The sequence below is a fragment of the Jannaschia pagri genome, assembly GCF_019655435.1.
Lineage (GTDB): Bacteria > Pseudomonadota > Alphaproteobacteria > Rhodobacterales > Rhodobacteraceae > Jannaschia > Jannaschia pagri.
Map to the genome: position 1 here is coordinate 205,727 of NZ_BPFH01000002.1, position 16,590 is coordinate 222,316.

At 64.4% G+C, this 16,590-nt stretch carries 14 protein-coding genes; 6 read left to right on the plus strand and 8 right to left on the minus strand.

Going from position 1 to position 16,590, the window contains the following annotated elements; genetic code table 11:
* Positions 1 to 4: 4 nt before the first annotated feature.
* From K5R33_RS05890 to K5R33_RS05920, 8 genes are all read right to left on the minus strand, one after another.
* A complete protein-coding gene (locus K5R33_RS05890; protein ID WP_220748085.1) occupies positions 5 to 547 on the minus strand; it encodes an RSP_2648 family PIN domain-containing protein in 543 nt (180 codons plus the stop codon).
* Complete coding sequence (locus tag K5R33_RS05895) at positions 544 to 1,746, minus strand: RSP_2647 family RNA methyltransferase (protein WP_220748086.1); 1,203 nt, start codon at positions 1,744 to 1,746, stop codon at positions 544 to 546. The genes K5R33_RS05890 and K5R33_RS05895 overlap by 4 nt, the downstream gene beginning before the upstream one ends.
* Before the next feature lie 169 nt (positions 1,747 to 1,915).
* Positions 1,916 to 2,050, minus strand: coding sequence for an RSP_7527 family protein (locus K5R33_RS19025; protein WP_255576160.1), 135 nt, complete (start codon positions 2,048 to 2,050; stop codon positions 1,916 to 1,918).
* 452 nt (positions 2,051 to 2,502) lie between these two features.
* Complete coding sequence (locus tag K5R33_RS05900; protein ID WP_220748087.1) at positions 2,503 to 3,744, minus strand: FliM/FliN family flagellar motor switch protein; 1,242 nt, start codon at positions 3,742 to 3,744, stop codon at positions 2,503 to 2,505.
* A 153-nt stretch (positions 3,745 to 3,897) separates the two neighbouring features.
* Positions 3,898 to 6,576, minus strand: a complete 2,679-nt coding sequence (locus K5R33_RS05905) for an ATP-binding protein (protein ID WP_220748511.1) — start codon at positions 6,574 to 6,576, stop codon at positions 3,898 to 3,900.
* A gap of 46 nt (positions 6,577 to 6,622) precedes the next feature.
* Positions 6,623 to 6,898, minus strand: a complete 276-nt coding sequence (locus K5R33_RS05910; protein ID WP_220748088.1) for a hypothetical protein — start codon at positions 6,896 to 6,898, stop codon at positions 6,623 to 6,625.
* Complete coding sequence (locus K5R33_RS05915) at positions 6,899 to 7,324, minus strand: response regulator transcription factor (protein ID WP_220748089.1); 426 nt, start codon at positions 7,322 to 7,324, stop codon at positions 6,899 to 6,901.
* Between the two features lie 79 nt (positions 7,325 to 7,403).
* Positions 7,404 to 8,705 carry a short-chain fatty acyl-CoA regulator family protein gene (locus K5R33_RS05920; RefSeq protein ID WP_220748090.1) on the minus strand — a complete coding sequence of 434 codons (1,302 nt, stop codon included), beginning with the start codon at positions 8,703 to 8,705 and terminating at the stop codon, positions 7,404 to 7,406.
* Positions 8,706 to 8,960: 255 nt separating this feature from the next.
* On the opposite strand from K5R33_RS05920, the gene K5R33_RS05925 reads away from it, so the two are divergent.
* The 6 genes from K5R33_RS05925 to acs all read left to right on the plus strand — a co-directional run bounded on the left by K5R33_RS05925 (position 8,961) and on the right by acs (position 16,508).
* Complete coding sequence (locus tag K5R33_RS05925; protein WP_220748091.1) at positions 8,961 to 10,337, plus strand: substrate-binding protein; 1,377 nt, start codon at positions 8,961 to 8,963, stop codon at positions 10,335 to 10,337.
* A gap of 142 nt (positions 10,338 to 10,479) precedes the next feature.
* Positions 10,480 to 11,511: a branched-chain amino acid ABC transporter permease gene (locus K5R33_RS05930; protein WP_220748092.1), complete on the plus strand. Its 1,032-nt coding sequence runs from the start codon at positions 10,480 to 10,482 to the stop codon at positions 11,509 to 11,511.
* Between the two features lie 4 nt (positions 11,512 to 11,515).
* On the plus strand, positions 11,516 to 12,787 hold the full coding sequence (locus K5R33_RS05935; protein ID WP_220748093.1) for a branched-chain amino acid ABC transporter permease: 1,272 nt from the start codon (positions 11,516 to 11,518) through the stop codon (positions 12,785 to 12,787).
* Between the two features lie 6 nt (positions 12,788 to 12,793).
* Positions 12,794 to 13,555, plus strand: a complete 762-nt coding sequence (locus tag K5R33_RS05940) for an ABC transporter ATP-binding protein (protein ID WP_220748094.1) — start codon at positions 12,794 to 12,796, stop codon at positions 13,553 to 13,555.
* Positions 13,556 to 13,712: 157 nt separating this feature from the next.
* Complete coding sequence (locus tag K5R33_RS05945; RefSeq protein WP_220748095.1) at positions 13,713 to 14,468, plus strand: ABC transporter ATP-binding protein; 756 nt, start codon at positions 13,713 to 13,715, stop codon at positions 14,466 to 14,468.
* Positions 14,469 to 14,591: 123 nt separating this feature from the next.
* Positions 14,592 to 16,508, plus strand: a complete 1,917-nt coding sequence (gene acs / locus K5R33_RS05950) for an acetate--CoA ligase (protein WP_373314148.1) — start codon at positions 14,592 to 14,594, stop codon at positions 16,506 to 16,508.
* Positions 16,509 to 16,590 lie beyond the last annotated feature (82 nt).

Sequence of the window (16,590 nt, forward strand, 5' to 3'; positions counted from 1 at the left end):
TATATCAGTCTGATGTGAGGGCCTTGCCCAGGCGCGGCAGCTTCGTGCGCTTCAACAGAGGACGCAGGGGCGTGTCGACCTGGGACAGGTCTTCGGCCGTCCGTCGCACGCCTTCGACCACATGGCGCACCGCCTCGGGCTGCGCGATCCACAGATCCATCAAAAATCCGTCTGGCGGTTGCAGCACAATCCCCTCGGCGGCCACATCGGCGCGCGGGAAATCGCGGATGTTGAGCGTCACCAGCCGGTCCGCCCCGCCATCGGACGCAGCGGCCAGAACATGGATGTCGTTCGGGTCGGGCAGCCATAGGCGCGCCTCTGTCGTGGACCTGGGCCGCACCTCTGCCGCAGGCCACCCGGCGCGTAGCAGCGCGATCTCTCCACGGGCAATGGCTTCGCCGTCGGGGATCTTGCGCGCCGCCCGCGCCCATTCCTCCAGCACGCGAGGCGACCAGAGCGGCTGATACAGACCGACCCCCGCACAGCCCATCAGAATTTCCCGCAGGACCGTGGGGTACAGAACGCAGGCGTCCAGAAAGACCTTCACGGCATCAAACGGAAGGTCAAAGCTTTGAGGTATCCGCTCTCGGACAACTGGGGATGCACCGGGTGATCCGGTCCCGCGAAGCCCGTTCGGATCAGTTGCCCGCTGCGTCCGGCCCGCCCGATCCCGCGCGCACAGGCGGCGTGGAACTTCCCCACCTCCGCCGCGTGGCTGCAAGAACACAGGGTTAGGTAACCGCCCGGCTCCACCAGAGCCGCGGCAAGGCGGGCCACCCGCTCATAGGCGCGCAGCCCCGCCGTCAGCGCGGGCTTGGCCGGCGCGAAGGCGGGCGGATCTGCGATGACCACATCAAAACGCGCACCCTCTGCCGCAAGGGCGGTCAGCGTATCGAACGCGTCCCCCTGTCTCGTGGTGAACCGATCAGCGCATCCCATGCGCGCGGCCCCCGCCTCGGCCAGGGCCAGCGCCGATGCCGATCCATCCACGGCTGTCGCGGCACTGGCCCCTCCGGCCAGCGCGGCAAGGGCAAAGCCCCCCACATGGCTGAACACATCGAGGACACGGGCGCCACGGCACAAACCGCCAACGAAGCCGTGGTTGGGCCGCTGGTCATAGAACAGGCCCGTCTTTTGTCCGCCCGTCAGGTCCGCCAAGTAAATGGCGCCGTTCATTGTGACTGGCACGGGCGCGTCCACACCGCCCCGCAACCACCGCGACTCCGCGCTCAAGCCCTCCGCGCTCCGCGCCCGACCGCTGGCGTTCAGAAGCACATGGCATATTCCGAGCGCAATAAGGCCATCGGCAAACGCCTCAGCCCGGAGGTCGGCCCAAGCGGCGTTGGGCTGCAAGACAGCCACGTCGCCAAAGCGGTCAATGACGACGCCAGGCAGCCCGTCCGCCTCCGCATGGATCAATCGGTAAAAGGGCGCATCGTACAGCCGATCCCGGTGCGCCAAGGCGACCCGCAGCTTTTGAAGGATCCAATCGGCATCCACTTCGACCTCAGCGTTTCGGTCCAAGAGACGCGCGCCAATCCGTGAGGACAGGTTAACCGCCGCCAGACCAATGTCGGCCCGTTCCGCATCCTGCAGCACGGCGATGGTTCCGGGGGCGATCCCACGGGTGCGACGGTCGGTAACGATGTCGTCGGTATAGACCCAGGGCATTCCATGGCGCAGGCGCCTTGCGTCGGCCTTGGGCTTCAACCTGATGGTGGGACGGGTCGATGGGGTCTCGGTCATGGACCGCCCCTACCCCCGCGTGCCCCTGGGATCAATGCGTGCAGCGCCGGGGCACCGAAGGGAAGGTGGTGTGGCGGTCTCGCCGCGCCCTGGACGGGTACGCGCCCAAGCACGGGCTGGGGCGTCGACGCGAACTGCGCCAACGCCAGCCGGTCTGACGGAGGAGGCGTCAGACGTTTGCAGGCACCGCCGTGCCGCGCAGGCGCGCGAAAAGGCCCTTGAGGAAACGCCGGGTGTGGGCGGCGCGCAACGCACGGGCTTGGGTCTCGATTTGCATCATTTCGACGTTTGCGTGGTGAAACATGACGATCTCCGGTCTGTGTCATGGGCGCCACTCGGGCGCTCAAACTGCGCTTTTCGATTGGCTTCAACTTAATGATGCAGTCGCAGAATGACCAATGCAGCCGCAGAAACCCCGCCCTGCGGCCTGTGCAAGGGCGGCCCCCGAGGGGCTCAGGGTCGTGGGCTTGTCGCGAGGGACGTCGCAAGGCAGTGACTGGCCAAGGATCTCCGCACGCCTGGGGCATGGGTTCCAAATACGCCAGCTCCAGTTCGACGGCGGTGGCCGGAGGCAGTGGCGCCGCCCCTAAGCCCCTGTGTTGCCTGGCGATTAGTAAAGCCCTGCAGACGGCTTGGGACGTGTCGTCACCGCTTAGATCATACGGTCGGACGAACCGGCATGAAGCACTTTAGGACAGCGAGCGGCGCCCCTTGGCACCCCGCTTTCACCTCGTCCCGTGATGCTAGCCGAAGGGCCTAAGGCAACTCGGGCAACTCGGGCAGTGGCGGCAGATCATCCAAAGACGGCAGAGGCGCCGCTGCATCCTCGACCCCAAGGGCAGGTTGCGGGTGGGTGGCGAGGGCCTTTGCTTCTTGGGTCAGCGCCTGCAACGGGTCCTGAATGGCGGCAGCGCCCAACACCTCTGGAGTACCAACGGACGGAGTTCCCGTAGCCATGGGCACCGCCGCGCTTGCCTGCCCTCCCATGCTGGGGAGCGCAGTCATCTCGGCTGTATCTGTCAGGGGCGGATCGTTTGGCCCTTCGATGATGCGAATGGCCCGCTCCCCGTTCAATTGACCCAGCTTACCGCGAAGAGTCACACCATGGGGCATACGCCGCCGACCGGGACGACCCAAGCCAGACGAGCCCGAGACCAACGACAGATCGTCCAGCGCTGAAGGCTCTAGGTCTATGACATCCCCCGGCTTCAACGCCACCAGATCGGCCAGTGAGACCCGGATCTTTGGGAGGAGCGCGTCTAAACGGACGGGCGCGGCCTGGGCCACGGCCGTCATCTGGGCTGTCCAGGCGGGATCAACGGAAGGCAGAGCATCCCCACTATCATCCGACACCTCCGGCCCGATATCTGGCAGGATCAGAATGCCCTTCGCCTCTCGGTCTCCGTTCGCGAGCGAGAGCGACACTTCGATCCGCAGGTAACTGCTGGCCGTCAGAACCATCGGCAGCGAGCCGGGACCCGCCAAGAACGTACCCGTCCGCAATCGCCCCGGTCGGGCGCCGTAGTGATCGCGGGGCAATAGCGCGCCGATCTGATCCACCCACTCCTGCGCGAAAGGTTGAACGAGGGCCGCATCGATGCGCGTGGGACGGCGTCCGGGACGCGCCGGGCCGTCGATCCGACCGATGGTTTGAACCTCAATCAAGCTGTCTATCAGGCCGCTGTCCAAGACCAGCGTGCCCGTGGTAGCCGCCCGATGATCCGATGACGCGCTCGCCTGATTCTGTATCAACGGGGGGTCGACCATCAGGCAAAGGGCTTGGTCGGGCAAACCGTCGAACGCGGCCTCGGCGGACGCTATCGTCGAAGCCCTTGCACGGACAGACAGACCCAGGGCCGGAACCGCATCGGCGACACGCAACGCCGCAGTGGTCATCGCCCGCTCCAACGCTGGAGATCCCGGCGTTTCCGCAGGCGTCTCTGGCGCCGGAAGACCGGCCAACTGCCGCAGGATGGACGAGGAAGAATCGGTGGGCATAACGCTCAGCACGTTGGGAGTGACGGTGACGTTGTGGCGCAATCGGGTTAACAAAGCCTTCCCAGCGGGCCCTCCCCGACGCGGATTGCCCAGAAGCAGCATGGGCGTTTCGCCATGGACGCGAAGCTGCAGACTGATTGTCCAGGATCCGGCCTACTCCGCCGCAGCAACCATATCTGGGGCAACGGGCAGCTTGACCCGAAACGCCGCGCCACCCTGACCGGGAAGGTAGTCGATGCTGCCACCGAGGCGCGCCATCACCTCGCGACAGATCGCGAGACCGAGACCTGCGCTGCCCGCGCTGGATTGGTCGCTGAGCCGGGCGAACTTCTCGAAGATCACGGCGCGATCTCTGGGCGAGATACCTGAGCCATTGTCGATAAAGTCGACCACAACCTCCGCATCGGTGTGAGTCACGATCACCCGCAACTGCGGGTCCGCCGCATCGCAATACTTCGCGGCGTTTGTAATCAAGTTGATGAAAACCTGGCTGAGACGGTCGGGGTCGGTCATCACCGACATGTCTTCACTTCCCGCGTCGCGGAGGATCTGCAACGTCACGCCCGGTGATGACGTGGAGGCGGTCGCGGCCCGGTCCAACAGGTCTTGCAGACGGACTTCGGCCGCGTTCAGCATAACCTGGCCGTTTTCCAAAACGCTCAGGTCCAACAAATCATCCAACAGGCGGGTGAGGCGCTTGCTCTCGTCCAGGATGATGTCGGCGTAGCGCTCCGACTCCTCTGGATCGAGGGTGCCGCCGCGCAAAATCTCGGAAAACGCGCGGATCGACGTCATGGGCGTGCGCAGCTCGTGGCTCACCTGGCTGAGAAACGCATCCTTTTGAACGGCCAGCGCCGTTAGCTTATCGTTTGCCTCCCGCAACTCCCGCGCGGTGCGGCGCAACTCTGCCTGGTTGCTCTCCAAACGGGCGGAATACTCCATGATCTGGGCCGTCTCGTCGGCCACGGCCATCAGATCCTCGACCGAGACGGCCGATGCACCTGTGATCCCCCCGACCATAGCGTTGGCCGTGGCGGCACCAACGGATCCCGCTAGGCGCCGTTCTAACCGTTCGATCAAGTCGGGGGTCGGATCGGGCAAATCCCCCGCCCTGCCCTGCTCGCGCGCCTCGATGGCGAAAAAGCGTTGGGCCTCTGACGCGCCCAAAATCCGCTGGGCCATGACGAGTAGCTCCTCCGCGCCAGCTTGCCCGCCCGGACGGCTGCGCGGTGCGGCGGCGCGGTCAAACACTTGGATGAAGCGCGGGGCTTGAAGCTGTTCCATCGGGCTGGGGTAGCTGAGCAGCGACGCGGTGCAGAAGGCGAGGCAATTCAGCCCAAGCGAGACCAGAAGGGCCGAAAGGAGCGGGTCGCCAGAGACCCCGAACATTGCCTCCGGTCTGAGCCATGACGCCCCGAACGGCCCCTCGCTCAAAAGACCGTCGACCCAAGGGATCCCTGCAAACACCGGCAAAAGCATTGCCCAGGCCCAAAGCGCGAAGCCCGTCAGAATGCCAGCCACGGCGCCCGTGCGGGTGGCGCCTTTCCAAAACAGGCCGAAGACCAATGCCGGCAGAACCTGGACCACCCCCACAAAGGAAATCAACCCGATGGAGGCCAGCGCCTCCGTCCCGCCGGTCGTCAGGTAGTAGAGGTAGCCAAGGGCCAGAACCACCAGGATCGAGGCTCTCCGCGCGCGCAGGATCACCGTGCGCACGTCGCCCGAAATCGTCGCCCGGCCTTCGTCTTGGGTGGCGAGCCACAGGGGCATCACGATGTGGTTCGAGAGCATCGTCGCCAGGGCCACCGCTGCGACGATCACCATAGACGTGGCCGAGGAAAACCCGCCCAGAAAGGCCAGCATCGCCAAACCGTCCCAGCCCTCGGCCAGGGGGAGTGTCAGAACGAAAAGGTCGGGGTTCGACCCTTCGGGCATACGCTCCAGACCGGTGACGGCGATGGGCACCACAAAGACGCACATGGCCAGCAAGTAGAGGGGGAACGCCCAAGACGCCGTGCGCAGGTGACGCTCATCGGTGTTTTCGACGACGAGAACCTGGAACATGCGGGGCAGGCAGATCACCGCGGCGCCGGAGACCATGATGAGACCTGCCCAGCGTCCCGGTGCGCCCGTCCAATCCGCGATGGGCGATGCCTCAATGGCGCGGCCCATGGCCAAGGGACCGTCGTTGAGCCCCCAGACCACAAAGATGCCGACCGCACATAACGCGATCAGCTTGACCACGGCCTCCACCGCGATGGCACCGACAATCCCGTGATGCCGCTCTCCAGCGTCAAGACGGCGTGTTCCAAAGAGGATGGTAAACACGGCAAGGCCCGCCGCGACCCAAAAGGCGAGGCTTGTCAGATCTTCCGCCATGGTGCCCGGCGCCGCGAACACCGCAAAGCTGAGCGTGACCGATTGCAATTGCAGCGCGATGTAGGGCGTCGTTCCGACGACGGCGAGGATGGTCACAAGGATCGCGAGACTGTTTGACTTGCCATACCGGCTGGAAATCATGTCCGCGATGGATGTGATCCGCTCCGCCCGTCCGATGTGGACGAGGCGGCGCAGCAGCCACCACCATCCGATGAAGACCAGGGTCGGGCCTAGGTAAATCGTCATGAACTCCAACCCGGACCGGGCGGCGTACCCGACGGCGCCATAGAACGTCCAAGCGGTGCAGTAGATCGACAACGACAGAGTGTAGATCATCGGCCCACGCATGAGCGTAAGCCGCCCCTTCTCGGCGGAGCGTTCGGACACGAAGGCCACGATGAACAGCACCACCACATAGGCGAGGCATCCCGCCGCCAGAAGATTGAGCGTCAGCGGCATCTCTGCCCCGTGACCTTGCGACGCGACTGTGGGCCGCAGGTCATGGCTCTGGATCGTTGCCGGACGCCTCCAACCGCTGTGACAGGACGGAGATCGTCGCCGAGAGGACGACCAAACCGGCCCAGGCGGCGAACAAATAGACCAACCACGACCAGCTTGCCCCCTCGGCAGCGTCCGAGCCAGACAGAACCAGGTCGGGTAGGATTAAAAGCGCTGCGCCAAACACCGGCAGCAACAGGGCCGCATCCCGCAGCCGAGACCGCCGCCACGCCCGCCGCTGGGCCGCCGATGCGGCAAGGGTCGGGCGCGTGTCCATCTACTCTCCGGCGGAGGCGCGCGCCGTGGCCAGCGCGTCGATGGCATCGACCAAATCGCGATTAGAGAACGGCTTGGTCATGAAGCGGCTCGCCCCCAGGGCCTCCGCCCGCTCGCGATCTTTGGTCTGTCCCTTGGCGGTCAACATCAGGACCGGCAGGTCTGGCCGCCGCCCATCCCGTATGGCGCCCAGAATATCGAACCCCGATTTACCCGGCAGCATCACATCCAGGACAACCACATCTGGGGCGTGGCGATCCACGGCCTCCAACGCGGTGGCGCCGTCGGAATGGGTCGAGACGCGCCAGCCTTCCCGTTGCAAAATAAACGCAATGGCGGTTGCGATGTTGGCCTCGTCCTCAATCAATAGGACGCGGCGCGGTGTGTCGGCGGCCGGTTCCGCGCTGGATGCTACATCATGTGTCATGGCCGGCCTCCCCTCCGGTCACGGCGATGGCCTATAGTCCGCCTCTGGACGGCCCTTGTCCAGACCTTCGCAGGGACATTCACAGGGCTTGCTGCGGGACCTTGGTCATAGATCCCGCCCCCTCCATTTGCTCTGCCCCCGGCAGAACCGATGGCTCCCGCCGGGCGACGCAATCCTTGCGGGGGCAAACCCGGCACCCCGGCCCCACGGGAAAGGCCACCCCAGGCCGGGCCGCCCGAGCCAGAAGCATGGTCGCGCGCAATGTCTGCACCCCATCAAAGCGGGTGACCGCGCTGGGCGCCGCGACCGCATGGGCGACCCATTGGGCCCCGTCGGGCATTTCGATGGTCTGCACAATGGCCCGCCCCGGCTGGGACAGGGCCTGGTACAACGGCCAGAGGGGGCATCCGGCCCCGACGATGGGTAGAGGAAACCCCTCCACGGGTTTTCGACGCAGCAAGGCCCCCGCCGCATCTGTCACCACCAACCCGCGCGCCGGATCGATCACGCCCAATCTGCGCAACACGAGCGCGGCATCGCCGCCTGCCACAGCCAAAAGGTCATCGGGCCCGGTGGCCGCCTCCACTACGTCGCGGGGCAAACGCTTGGCGTCTTGGGCGTCGGCCTCCAGAATGGCCGTCGCCAGCCGCCGCGCCCTCGGATCGGTCAAATCCGCCACCAGATCGGGAATAGCCGCTGCCCCCTGCTCCTCGACCGCATCGAAGGAATGTTGGTTCGCATCGAGAAAACGGGCGACGACCTCAGCGGGTGTCAGGTGATCACCGCCCCCCGCGACCGCACTGTCGAGATAGCTGACAACCGCCTCGGCCCCATCGGCCAGCCGACGACTGTCCGCATCCAAGTTGGCGTGGAACCGACCCATCCAATTGGCGTCGATCTCGGGCGTCTGGGCGAGGATGGAGGCCGTGGAACGCACAACCGAGACCGTCGACAGCAATTCGTGCATCGCCTCCGCCAGGGCCGGGTCGTGGGTCAAGCGATCCGCCAGGGCCTCAATCGTGCGGGCCTGGGCCTCGATGGTCTCGCCCTGTCGCACGATCACACGCGCCCATCCCGGGTTGCGGCGGGCCAGATCGGCGGCTGTGCCCAGGGCCTCCGCATCCAGGTCATGGGCCGCCCCGGCCCCCCGGAGCGCGTCGAGCAGGCCCTCGCTCACCTCCGATGACAAGGCGGATTGATCGACGGACAGGGACTCAGCCAAACGCCCAAGCAAGCGACCGCCGATGGGTCGCTTGTCGTGTTCGATCAGGTTGAGGTACGACGCAGATATGCCAACTTGGTCGGCCAGATGGGCCTGACGGATGCCCAGCGCCAGACGGCGTTCCCGAATGCGGGAGCCGGTGGATCCTGATTTGGCCATACAACCCCCTGTTTGCACTAACTTGCTGCGCCCGCAAAATCCGAATTGCCGCATCCGCGCGCAAACGAGTTTACAGGCAGACACCCCGAGATGTCATTTTGTTTACAAAAAAGGTCTCGCAGACACAAAGCGTTATTGAGTCATTTTCAGGTCGCCGCCGATAGTGTCAGCGTCTGTCAACGTGCGGGAACACGTCGGCGGACGACCGCCGCCCCAGGGAGGGGGCCGGGCGGAGCATTCAAAAGGGAGGTCTGAATGACCAAATCGAACTTCACCCGTCGTGGTGTGCTCAAGACGGGTGCCGTCGCGGGGGCCGGCCTTGCAACCCCGACCATCTTCACCAGCCGCGTTTGGGCCGATGGCCACAGCGGTTTCACCAATGCGCCCACCGGCGACACGGTCACGCTTGGCTTCAACGTGCCGCAGTCGGGTCCCTATGCGGACGAGGGCGCGGACGAGCTGCGCGCCTTTGAACTGGCCGTTGAGCATCTGAACGGCGAAGGCGACGGCGGCATGCTGTCCACCTTCTCGTCGAAGGCGCTGGAAGGCACCGGGATCCTGGGCAAGAAGGTCCAGTTCGTCACCGGCGACACGCAGACCAAGTCGGACGCCGCCCGCGCGTCGGCCCGCTCGATGATCGAAAAAGACGGTGCCGTCATGGTCTCCGGTGGCTCGTCCTCGGGTGTGGCCGTGGCTGTGCAGGCGCTCTGCCAAGAGGCTGGCATCATCTTCATGGCCGGTCTGACCCACTCCAACGACACGACCGGTAAGGACCGTAAAGCCAACGGCTTCCGCCACTTCTTCAACTCCTACATGTCCGGCGCGGCACTGGCCCCCATCCTGGCGGCCCAGTACGGCAACGACCGGAAGGCGTATCACCTGACCGCCGACTACAACTGGGGCTACACCACCGAAGAGGCCGTCCGCTCCTCGACGGAAGCCATGGGCTGGACGACCGTCAACTCGGTCAAGACGCCGCTGACGCAGACGGACTTCTCGTCCTACATCGCGCCGGTTCTGCAGTCCGAAGCCGACGTTCTGGTTCTGAACCACTACGGTGGCAACATGGTCAACTCGCTGACCAACGCCGTTCAGTTCGGCCTGCGCGCCCGCGAAGTGGCTGGCAAGCAGTTCGAAATCGTCGTGCCGCTCTACTCCGAGCTGATGGCCCGCGGTGCCGGTGAGAACATTGCCGGGATCCTCGGCTCCCAGAACTGGGACTGGAAGTTGGAGAACCAGCTGGGCGCGCGCTACTCGGGCACCAACGCCTTCGTGCAGTCCTTCGGCACCAAGTACGGCTTCCCGCCGTCCCAGGCGGCGCACACCTGCTACGTGCAGACGCTGCTGTATGCCGACGCCGTGACGCGTGCGGGGTCGTTCAACCCCTGCGCCGTGGACGAAGCCCTGGCCGATTTCGAGTTCGACGGTCTCGGCAACGGCCCGACCCTCTATCGTGCGGCAGACCACCAGTGCTTCAAGGACGTGGTCGTGGTGCGCGGCAAGGAGAACCCCGAGAACGAGTTCGACCTGGTCGAAATCGTCGAGGTCACCCCAGCCGACCAAGTCACCTACGCCCCCGACCACCCGCAGTTTGCCGGTGGGTCCCTGGGCGAGTGCAACCCAGGCGCCTAATCGCCTGAGTGACTTCGGACCGGCGCCCAGATGGCGCCGGTCCACGCCAAGTCCCAATGCCATACCAACTTCCGTTCGACCGTCGCCCCCCTGGGCGGTGGCTTCTCTCCTTCTGTTCCACTAGCCGCGCCGGGGGCACGTCATGGACGCCATAATCCTTCAAATCCTAAACGGGCTGGACAAGGGCTCTGCCTATGCCCTGATCGCCCTGGGGCTGACCCTGATCTTCGGCACGCTGGGTGTCGTGAACTTCGCCCACGGGGCCTTGTTCATGCTGGGCGCCTTCTGTGCGGTCACCTTCAGCCGCCTACTGCAACTGAGCCATACGGTCATCGACGAAACCCAGAAAGACTTTCTGGGGAACCCGCTGAAAGTCGATGTGCCCTATATCTACGAAATCCTGGGCGAAAGCGCGGGCGCCGCAGTGATCGACTGGGCCGTGCCGCTGTCGCTGCTCATGGCCATCCCCGTGATGATCGCCATTGGCGTCATCATGGAGCGCGGGCTGATCAAGCACTTCTACAAGCGCCCCCATGCGGACCAGATCCTGGTGACCTTTGGCCTGGCCATCGTGCTGCAAGAGATCATCAAGTACTTCTATGGCGCCAACCCGATCCCGACGCCTGCACCCGATGCCTTCATCGGATCCTTCGACTTCGGTGCAATGATCGGCTTTGACGCGGGCTCCATCGTCTATCCCTACTGGCGTCTGGTGTACTTCTTCTTTGCCGCCGTGATCATCGCCGCAGTCTTCGCCTTCTTGCAGTTCACCACCTTCGGGATGGTCGTGCGCGCCGGGATGGCTGACCGCGAGACGGTGACCCTGCTGGGGATCGACATCGACAAGCGTTTCACCATGATGTTCGGCATCGCCGCCGCTGTCGCGGGCCTGGCTGGCGTGATGTATACGCCGATCAACTCGCCCAACTACCACATGGGGATGGACTTCCTAGTCCTCAGCTTCGTGGTGGTCGTTGTGGGCGGCATGGGCAGCTTGCCCGGCGCCGTTCTGGCTGGCTTCCTGCTCGGCATCGTCGAGGCCTTCGCCTCCATGACCCAGGTCCTAGAGATCCTGCCCGGCATCAACCAAATCGTCATCTACCTCGTGGCCATCGTCGTGCTGCTGACCCGTCCCCGTGGCCTGATGGGCCGCAAAGGCGTGATGGAGGACTAATCCAATGACCGACCAAACATCCAACACAGGGGCCGTGCGCCCCGCCACCTCCGCCGCGCCAAAAGCGAAATCGGCTGGGTTCCTGGGACTGACGGGCAAGGATGCCTCGCTGGTTGTCCTCGTGGCCGTGCTGACCCTGCTGGCGCCCTTCATCCTGAACCCCTTCCCCGAAGGCTCGGCCATGGCGCAGTTCAACGCTGGCTACCCGGACCTGATGCAGCGCTTCGTGATCTTTGGGATCTTCGCCATCGGCTTTAACATCCTGTTTGGCCTGACCGGATATCTGTCCTTTGGTCACGCCGCCTTCCTGGGTGTCGGGTCCTACGCGGGCATCTGGTCCATGAAGCTGCTGACCCTGAACGTGATCCCGTCGATCATCGTGTCCGTCGCGGTCGCTGGCCTCTTCTCGCTGCTGGTGGGATGGATCTCGCTGCGGCGCTCGGGGATCTACTTCTCGATCCTGACGCTGGCCTTCGCGATGATGTCCTTTGCCCTGGCCTACTCGGTCCTGACCCCCATCACGGGCGGTGAGACGGGCTTGCAGCTCAAGTACTTCGACCCCCGCATTCTCGACGGCGCCTTGGCCCAGGGAGAGACGCCGCGCGCGAACCTCTTCGGCCTCGAAATGGGCGCCAGCTATGAGATGCAGGTCGGCGCATGGCTCTTCACCTTCAACGCAGGCTACTACATCGCCGCCATCGCCATGTTGGTCGCCTTCTACCTGTCGATCCGCATCTTCCGCTCGCCCTTCGGCATGATGTTGCGGGCTGTGAAGTCGAACCAGAACCGCCTGAACTACACCGGCATTTCGCCCAAGCCCTACACCCTGGCGGCCTTCGTCATCTCGGGGATGTACGCGGGTCTGGCCGGTGGTCTGCTGGTGGCCATGGACACCCAGGTCGGCGCAGAACGGATGTTCTGGACAGCCTCCGGTGAAGTGGTGCTGATGACCATCCTCGGCGGCGCGGGCACCCTGATCGGGCCAGTGCTGGGCGCGGGCTTCATCAAGTACATGGAGAACATCGTCTCGACCATCAACAAGACCACGCTGGAGGGTTGGTTCGCCTTCGCCCCCGACTGGCTGACCGATGTTCTGGTGACCATCGTCTACCCCTTCGTGGGCAAGGGCTGGCACCTGACGCTGGGCATCCTGTTCATGGCCGTGGTCATCTTCCTGCCCGGTGGACTGGTGCAGGGCGGTCAAAAGCTGGCCTCCATGTTCCGCCGCAAAAAGGGCGACGATGCCGCCGCCTCTCAATCGCAACCCGGGGAGTGAACGACCATGGGCATTCTTGAAGTCAAAAACGTTGGCAAGCGCTTCGGCGGCTTGCAGGCCCTGGGCAACGTCAACCTGAGCGTCGCCGAAGGCACCGTCCACGCAATCATCGGGCCCAACGGGGCGGGCAAGTCCACGCTGCTGAACTGTCTGGTGGGCAAGCTGATCCCCGACACCGGATCGGTCAGTTTCGAGGGGCAATCGGTCCTGGGGCGCAAGCCCCACGAGATCAACCAGATGGGCATCAGCCGTGTGTTCCAAACACCCGAGATCTTTGGCGATCTGACGGTGATGGAAAACATGATGATCCCGTGCCTGGCCAAGCGGGACGGCGCGTTCGCCTTGCACGGCTACAAATCGCTGCTGGGCGATGCGGAGATCGTGGACCGGGCCGAGCACATGCTCGAAGACATGAACATGGCCGATAAGCGTCACATGCACGCGGCTTCCATGTCCCGGGGTGACAAGCGCCGGTTGGAGATCGGCATGTGTTTGGCGCAGGAGCCTCGGCTGCTGCTGCTCGATGAGCCAACGGCGGGCATGGCCCGGGCGGATACCAACAACACCATCGAACTGCTCCAGCAGATCAAGGAAAGCCGTCCGATCACCATCGCAATCATCGAGCATGACATGCACGTCGTGTTCAGCCTGTCGGAACGGATCACGGTGCTGGCCCAGGGCACGCCCCTGGTCGAGGACACGCCCGACAACATCAAGGGCCACCCCAAGGTCCGCGAAGCCTATCTGGGCGAAAGCTCCGGCCACTGACACCCACCGGAGCGGCGGGGTGCCCCCCGCCCTCCGGAGAGACCCCGCCCCGGCCCTGCGCCGGGGCCCCGCCAGACACATTCGCCGCGCCTTCGGGCAGAGGCCCCGGGTCAAGCCCGGGGCGCGCGACAGACAAACCCCGGGGAGGACCCGACAGATGAACGTCAAACCAGACTTCACCCGCCACGCGAACCAGGCCACCACGGCCCCCGCCTATTTCAGTGTCCACGACATCCACGCCTACTATGGCGAAAGCTACATCGTCCAAGGCGTCAGCTTTAACGTCCACGAGGGCGAGATCCTCGCGCTCCTGGGCCGCAACGGCGCGGGCAAGACCTCGACCCTGCGGACCTGCGCGCGGGTCGGCGACCCGGAGTTGAAAAAGGGCGAGATCTGGCTGGATCACCAGCCGCTCCACACGATGGAAGCCCATGCCGCCAGCCGCGCGGGTTTGGGCCTCGTGCCAGAAGATCGGCGGATCATCCCCGGCCTGACCGTCGAGGAAAACCTCAAGCTGGCCCAGATCGCCCCGCCCATCGGCTGGTCCATCGAGCGGCTGTATGAGTTGTTCCCCCGCTTGGGCGAACGCCGCAAGCAGGAGGGCGTGACCCTATCTGGCGGCGAACAGCAGATGCTGGCCATCGCCCGTGCGCTTGCCCGCGACGTCAAGGTTCTGCTGCTGGATGAACCCTATGAGGGCCTGGCCCCGGTCATCGTCGACGAAATCGAGAAGACTCTGATCGAGATCAAAAAGCTTGGGATGACCACGATTATCGTGGAACAAAACGCCGTGCGCGCGCTTGAGTTGTCCGACCGGGCCGTGATCCTGGACACGGGCGGCGTGGTCTTCGACGGGACCGCTGCCGAGGTTCTGGCCGACGAAGGTCTACGTGCGGAATACCTGGCGATCTGACAAGCTACGCACGACCGTGCCACAGTGACAGCGGGTCGGCCCGAGGAGGGGCCGCCCGTGAGCGACCGAGAGGGAGAGCCCATGCTGGACGACAAAGATCCGATCTATCCGCCGTCAGACGAAATGGCCGCCGGGGCCCATGCCGACCGCGCCACCTATGATGCGATGTACAAGGCCTCCATCGAAGACCCGGAGGCGTTCTGGGCCGAGCATGGCCAGCGCGTCGATTGGATCAAACCCTTTACGAAGGTCAAGAATACGTCCTTTGCGCCGGGCAACGTCGACATCAAGTGGTTCGAGGACGGCACTCTGAATGTCGCGGCCAATTGCATCGACCGGCACCTGAAGGACCGGGGCACCCAGACCGCAATCATCTGGGAACCGGACGACGCCTCCGAAGAGGCCCAGCATATCAGCTACCAACAACTCCATGCCCATGTCTGCAAGATGGCCAACGTCCTCAAGGGCATGGGTGTCACCAAGGGCGACCGTGTTGTCCTGTATTTGCCCATGATCCCCCAAGCGGCCTACGCGATGCTGGCCTGCGCGCGGATCGGCGCAATCCATTCCATCGTCTTCGCGGGGTTCTCGGCCGATGCCCTGGCCGCCCGGGTGAACGGGTCCGAGGCCAAGGTTGTGATCACAGCCGATGGCGCCCCGCGCGGCGGGCGGGTCACGAACCTCAAGGACAACGTCAACCAAGCGCTGCTGCATTGCGACGACAGCGTGCAATGCCTGATCGTGAAGCGGACGGGCCAAGAGGTGGCGATGCGGCCCCAAGGCGATGTCTGGCTCCATGAGGCGGAGGACGGCATTTCCAACGATTGCCCACCAGAGGAAATGAACGCCGAAGACCCGCTGTTCATCCTCTATACGTCGGGCTCGACAGGGATGCCGAAGGGCGTGGTGCATACCACCGGCGGGTATCTCGTCTATGCCTCCATGACCCACCAATACACCTTCGATTATAAGGACGGAGACGTGTTCTGGTGCACAGCCGATGTCGGCTGGGTCACGGGCCACAGCTACATCGTCTATGGGCCGCTGGCCAATGGGGCCACGACCCTGATGTTCGAAGGCGTACCCACCTACCCCGATGCGGGCCGGTTCTGGGCCGTTTGCGAAAAGCACAAAGTGGCCCAGTTCTACACAGCCCCCACGGCCATTCGCGCCCTGATGGGCCAGGGGGACGAATGGGTCACCAAATATGATCTGTCCTCGGTGCGTATCCTTGGCACCGTGGGCGAGCCGATCAATCCAGAGGCCTGGAATTGGTACAACGATGTGGTCGGCGGCGGTCGCTGCCCCATCGTCGACACCTGGTGGCAAACCGAGACGGGCGGCCATCTGCTGACCCCCCTGCCCGGCGCGACCCCGACCAAACCCGGCAGCGCGACATTGCCGTTCTTCGGTGTGCAGCCCGTGGTGCTAGAACCCACCAGCGGCGAAGAGATCACAGAGACTGCAACCGAAGGCGTGCTCTGCATGAAAGACAGCTGGCCGGCGCAGATGCGAACGGTCTGGGGAGATCACGAGAGGTTCGAAAAGACCTACTTCTCTGACTATAAGAACTACTACTTCACAGGCGACGGCTGCCGCCGGGATGCCGATGGTTACTATTGGATCACGGGCCGGGTCGACGACGTGATTAACGTCTCGGGCCACCGTATGGGCACGGCCGAAGTGGAATCCGCGCTCGTCGCCCATGCAACCGTCGCCGAGGCCGCCGTCGTGGGCTACCCCCACGATATCAAGGGCCAGGGGATCTATGCCTATGTCACCTTGATGGGCGGCGTGGAGCCGACGCCCGAGTTGCGCAAAGAGCTAGAGACCTGGGTGCGCTCGGAAATTGGCCCCATCGCCAAGCCAGACCTGATCCAATGGGCCCCGGGGCTGCCTAAGACACGGTCGGGCAAGATCATGCGCCGCATCCTGCGCAAAATCGCCGAAGACGATTTCGGTGCCTTGGGCGATACCTCTACGCTGGCCGATCCAAGCGTTGTCGACGATCTGATCGAAAACCGAATGAACCGCGCCTGAGGTAACCTTCCTTAACGCGTCGTTAAGACCAGAGACCAAAAACCGTGGCGAACACTCTTTCGCCGCGGTATTTTTATGCGGG

Bases quoted from the DNA above. Each gene is read 5' to 3' on its own strand.
- K5R33_RS05935 (WP_220748093.1), top strand. From the start codon at position 11,516: ATGACCGACCAAACATCCAACACAGGGGCCGTGCGCCCCGCCACCTCC.
- K5R33_RS05940 (WP_220748094.1), top strand. From the start codon at position 12,794: ATGGGCATTCTTGAAGTCAAAAACGTTGGCAAGCGCTTCGGCGGCTTG.
- K5R33_RS05945 (WP_220748095.1), top strand. From the start codon at position 13,713: ATGAACGTCAAACCAGACTTCACCCGCCACGCGAACCAGGCCACCACG.
- acs (WP_373314148.1), top strand. From the start codon at position 14,592: ATGGCCGCCGGGGCCCATGCCGACCGCGCCACCTATGATGCGATGTAC.
- K5R33_RS05910 (WP_220748088.1), bottom strand. From the start codon at position 6,898: ATGGACACGCGCCCGACCCTTGCCGCATCGGCGGCCCAGCGGCGGGCG.
- K5R33_RS05920 (WP_220748090.1), bottom strand. From the start codon at position 8,705: ATGGCCAAATCAGGATCCACCGGCTCCCGCATTCGGGAACGCCGTCTG.
- K5R33_RS05900 (WP_220748087.1), bottom strand. From the start codon at position 3,744: ATGCCCACCGATTCTTCCTCGTCCATCCTGCGGCAGTTGGCCGGTCTT.
- K5R33_RS05925 (WP_220748091.1), top strand. From the start codon at position 8,961: ATGACCAAATCGAACTTCACCCGTCGTGGTGTGCTCAAGACGGGTGCC.
- K5R33_RS05930 (WP_220748092.1), top strand. From the start codon at position 10,480: ATGGACGCCATAATCCTTCAAATCCTAAACGGGCTGGACAAGGGCTCT.
- K5R33_RS05895 (WP_220748086.1), bottom strand. From the start codon at position 1,746: ATGACCGAGACCCCATCGACCCGTCCCACCATCAGGTTGAAGCCCAAG.
- K5R33_RS05915 (WP_220748089.1), bottom strand. From the start codon at position 7,324: ATGACACATGATGTAGCATCCAGCGCGGAACCGGCCGCCGACACACCG.
- K5R33_RS19025 (WP_255576160.1), bottom strand. From the start codon at position 2,050: ATGTTTCACCACGCAAACGTCGAAATGATGCAAATCGAGACCCAAGCC.